Genomic DNA, 4,501 nt, shown 5'->3' with positions numbered 1-4,501 from the left:
CCGAAGCGGAGCTTCTTGACCGTACGGAGTTCACTCAGCCCGCCCTGTTCGCGGTGGAAGTGGCGCTGTTCCGGCTGGCGGAGTCCTGGGGTGTCACGCCCCGCTTCGTGGCCGGGCATTCGATCGGGGAGCTCGCCGCGGCACACGTGGCCGGGGTGCTCAGCCTGCCGGACGCCTGCACCTTGGTGGCGGCACGCGCCCGGCTGATGCAGGCCCTGCCCGAGGCCGGCGCGATGGTGTCGCTCCAGGCCACCGAGGACGAGGTGGCACCGCTGCTGGCGGGCCGCGAGCATCTGATCGGCATCGCCGCCGTCAACGGCCCAGAAGCCGTGGTCATCGCCGGTGACGAGAGCGCCGTACGGGATGTGGTGGACGAAATCGCCGCGCGCGGGCGCAGGACCAAGCGGCTGTCGGTCTCGCACGCCTTCCACTCGCCGCTGATGGACCCCATGCTGGACGACTTCCGCACCGTGGCCGAGGGACTGACCTACCACGCGCCGCGGATCCCCATGGTGTCCATGGTGACCGGAACACCCGTCCCCGGCAGTGGCACCGACGGCGAGACGCTGTCAGCGGACTACTGGGTACAGCACGCCCGGGCCGCCGTACGCTTCGCCGACGGCCTCCGGACACTGGAAGACGCTGGCGTCGACACCTTCCTCGAAATCGGTCCCGACGGCGTACTCTCCGCCATGGCCAGGGACTCCCTGTCCTCCGACGCGGCCCTTCTGCCGCTGCTGCGCCGGGACCGCTCCGAGGAGTTGTCCGCGGCCACCGCCCTCGCCCGGCTCCATGTGCGCGGTACGTCCCCCGACTGGGCCGCGTTTCTGGCGGGGAGCGGAAACGGGAACGGGAGCGGACGCGGTGCGCACCGCGTCGAGCTGCCGACGTACGCCTTCCAGCACGAGCGCTACTGGCCCCAGTCGACATCGAACCCGGCTGGGGACATCACCGCCGCCGGACTCGGCTCCGCGGACCATCCGTTGCTCGGCGCCGCCGTGGAGCTGGCCGATGGTGAAGGCGCGCTGTTCACCAGCAGGCTCTCGCTGCGGACGCATCCGTGGCTGGCGCAGCACGCCGTCATGGGCGCCGTGCTGCTGCCGGGCACCGCGCTTCTCGAACTGGCGATTCGCGCCGGTGACGAGGTCGGCTGCGACCTCGTGGAGGAGCTGACGCTCGCCACGCCGCTGGTGCTCTCCGAACACGGCGCGATCCAGGTGCAGTTGCGGGTCGGCGCGGCGGACGAGGACGGCCGCCGTCCGGTGGCGGTGTCCGCGCGGCCCGAGGGAGCGGTGGGCCAGGAGTGGGTCCGGCACGCCGACGGTGTGCTCGGCACACGTACGCGCACCACCGCTGCCGACACCGCGTTCGACGCTGTCCAGTGGCCACCGACCGGGGCCGCGCCCATCGAGCTGGACGGGCTGTACGACCGGCTCGCGGAGGACGGATTCGGCTACGGTCCCCTCTTCCAGGGGCTCACCGCGGCTTGGCGGCGGGGCGCGGAGATCTTCGCGGAGATCGCGCTGCCCGACGTCGGGGACGACGCCGTACCCGTCGCGGATACGGCGGACACCGACGGCTTCGGGCTGCACCCGGCGCTGCTCGACTCCACCCTGCGCGCGGTGGCGCTGCTCGACGGTGACATACCGCGCACGGCCCTGCCCTTCTCCTGGGAGAACGTCACCCTGCACGCGAGCGGCGCGAGGGCCCTCCGGATCCGGCTCGCCCCGGCCGGTCCCCATGCGGTGTCCCTCGACCTCGCCGACACCTCCGGCACCCCGGTGGCCACGGTCGGCTCCCTGGCGCTACGGCCGCTGTCCGCCGGGCAACTGAGCAACGCCGCGGGCGCGGCGGAGCGCGACGCGCTGTTCCGGCTCGACTGGACGGCAGCCACCGCCGACCACGCCGCGCCCCCTGCCGACGCCGGACCGCTTGCCGTGGTCGGCCCGGACCCCCTCGGGCTCGCCGAGGCGCTCGAGGCCACGGGCCACACCGTACGCCCGTACGCCGATCTCGCCGACCTCATCCATGCGGCTGGCGACGAGGCTGTTGTCCCGGGCGCCGTGCTCATCCCGCTCACCGGAGCAGCCGATGCGGCTGAGGCGGCCGACGCGGTGGTCGCCACCGCACACCGCCTCAGCGCCCAGATGCTGACGTACCTGCAGACCTGGCTGGCCGAGGAGGAACGCCTGGCGGGCTCCCGGCTGGTGTTCATCACCCGAGGCGCCGCCGGCGACCCGCCCGCTGCCCACGATGTGGCTGCCGCGACCGTATGGGGCCTGGTTCGCTCGGCGCAGGCGGAACACCCGGACCGGTTCGTCCTCGCCGACCTCGACGCCCGGCCCGAGTCGGCCGCGGCGCTGCCGGGGGCGCTCGGCTCCGCGGAACCGCAGTTGGTGATACGTGACGGTGCGGTCCACGTCGGCCGACTGGCCCGGGTGGCCGTACCGGGCGAGCGCGGCGCCGAATGGGACCCCGAGGGCACCGTGCTGATCACCGGCGGCACCGGGGGGCTGGGCGGCATACTGGCCCGCCACCTGGTCACCGACCACCAGGTCAGGCATCTGCTCCTGGCCAGCCGCCGTGGCCGCGCCGCAGCGGGCGCCGATCGGCTGGCCGACGAACTCACCGCCTTGGGCGCCCAGGTGACCGTGACCTCATGCGACATCGCCGACCGCGACGCGCTGGCCGAGCTGGTGGCCGGTGTGGAGCGGGACCACCCGCTGACGGCCGTGGTGCACACCGCGGGCGTCCTGGACGACGGCGTGATCGAGACCCTTACCCCGCGGCGCATTACCGCCGTACTGCGCCCGAAGGTGGATGCCGCCTGGCATCTGCACGAACTGACCCGCCACCTGGACCTGGCCGGGTTCATCACCTTCTCGTCGGTCGTGGGCACCTTCGGTGGCGCGGGCCAGGCCAACTACGCCGCGGGCAACGCGTTTCTGGACGCGCTGGCGGAGCATCGACGTACGACCGGGCTTCCGGCGGTGTCGCTGGCCTGGGGCCCGTGGACCCAGGCGGGCGGGATGACCAGCACCCTGACCGAGGCGGAGATGCGCCGCCTGGCCCGGGAGGGCATGCCCGCGTTGCCGGCCGAGCGGGGCGTGGCGCTGTTCGACGCCGCCCTCGCCGTGCCGGACGCCGTCCTCCTGCCCGTACCGCTCGATCTGCCCGCGCTGCGCGCACGTGGCGAGATCCCGCCACTGCTGCGAGGACTCATCCGCACCCCCCTCCGCCGCTCGGCGGCCACCGCGCCCGGCACCTCGGCCTCCCTCGCACAGCGGCTGGCCGGCCTGCCGCGGGCGGAGCGCTCGGAGGCCGCGCTCGACCTGGTCCGTACGCATGTGGCGCTGGTGCTGGGACACGCGACGGCGGACGTCGTGGCGCCGACGCGCGCCTTCCAGGAGCTGGGCTTCGACTCCCTGACAGCGGTGGAGCTGCGCAACCGGCTCGGCGCCGCCTCGGGCCTCCGGCTGCCCGCGACCGTCGTCTTCGACTATCCGACCGCCGAGGCGCTGGCGGGCTACCTGCTGGACGAACTGCTCGGCCCGGAAGCGACCGGTGTCGCGGATACCGCGGAGGCCGGGAACACGGCCCACGCCCTTCTCCCCGTCGCCGATGACCCGGTGGTGGTCGTGGGCATGGCCTGCCGCTACCCGGGCGGGGTGCGGACTCCGGAGGACCTGTGGCGTCTGGTGGACGTCGGTCAGGATGCCATCTCGGGCTTCCCGGACAACCGTGGCTGGGATCTGGAGGCGCTGTACGACCCGGACCCGGATCACACGGGTACGTCGTACACCCGGCAAGGTGGTTTTCTCCACGATGCCGGGGAGTTCGACGCGGCGTTCTTCGGCCTCAGTCCGCGTGAGGCGTTGGCGACCGATGCGCAGCAGCGGTTGTTGCTGGAGACGTCGTGGGAGGCGTTCGAGCGGGCGGGGATCGATCCGGTGTCGCTGCGGGGCAGCCGGACGGGTGTGTTCGCGGGGGTGATGTACAACGACTACGGCACTTTGCTGCGCGGTGCGGAGTTCGAGGGATACCAGACGAACGGCAGCGCGGGCAGTGTGGTGTCGGGGCGGGTGTCGTACACGCTGGGTCTGGAAGGTCCGGCGGTCACGGTCGACACCGCGTGTTCGTCTTCCCTCGTGGCGATGCATCTGGCGGCTCAGGCGTTGCGGTCGGGGGAGTGCTCGCTGGCGTTGGCCGGTGGTGTGACGGTGATGTCGACACCGGCGTCGTTTGTGGAGTTCTCGCGGCAGCGGGGGTTGTCGCCGGATGGGCGGTGCAAGGCGTTCTCGGAGTCGGCCGATGGTGTCGGCTGGTCCGAGGGTGTGGGTGTGCTGGTGTTGGAGCGGTTGTCCGACGCCCGTCGCCTTGGGCATGAGGTGTTGGCGGTGGTTCGGGGTTCGGCGGTGAATCAGGATGGTGCGTCGAATGGTTTGACGGCGCCGAATGGTCCGTCGCAGCAGCGGGTGATTCGTCAGGCGTTGGCGAGTGC

Annotated in this window: 1 protein-coding gene; it reads left to right on the top strand. The window is 72.6% G+C overall.

The features are described 5' to 3' along the window. A partial coding sequence (locus tag ACWDSL_RS52100) for an SDR family NAD(P)-dependent oxidoreductase (protein ID WP_450496640.1) occupies positions 1–4,501 on the top strand: 4,501 nt, incomplete at both ends.

The organism is Streptomyces sp. NPDC000941 (genome assembly GCF_053599555.1).
Note: the sequence above shows the minus strand (reverse complement) of the source record. Positions and strands in the feature narration are given on the sequence as shown.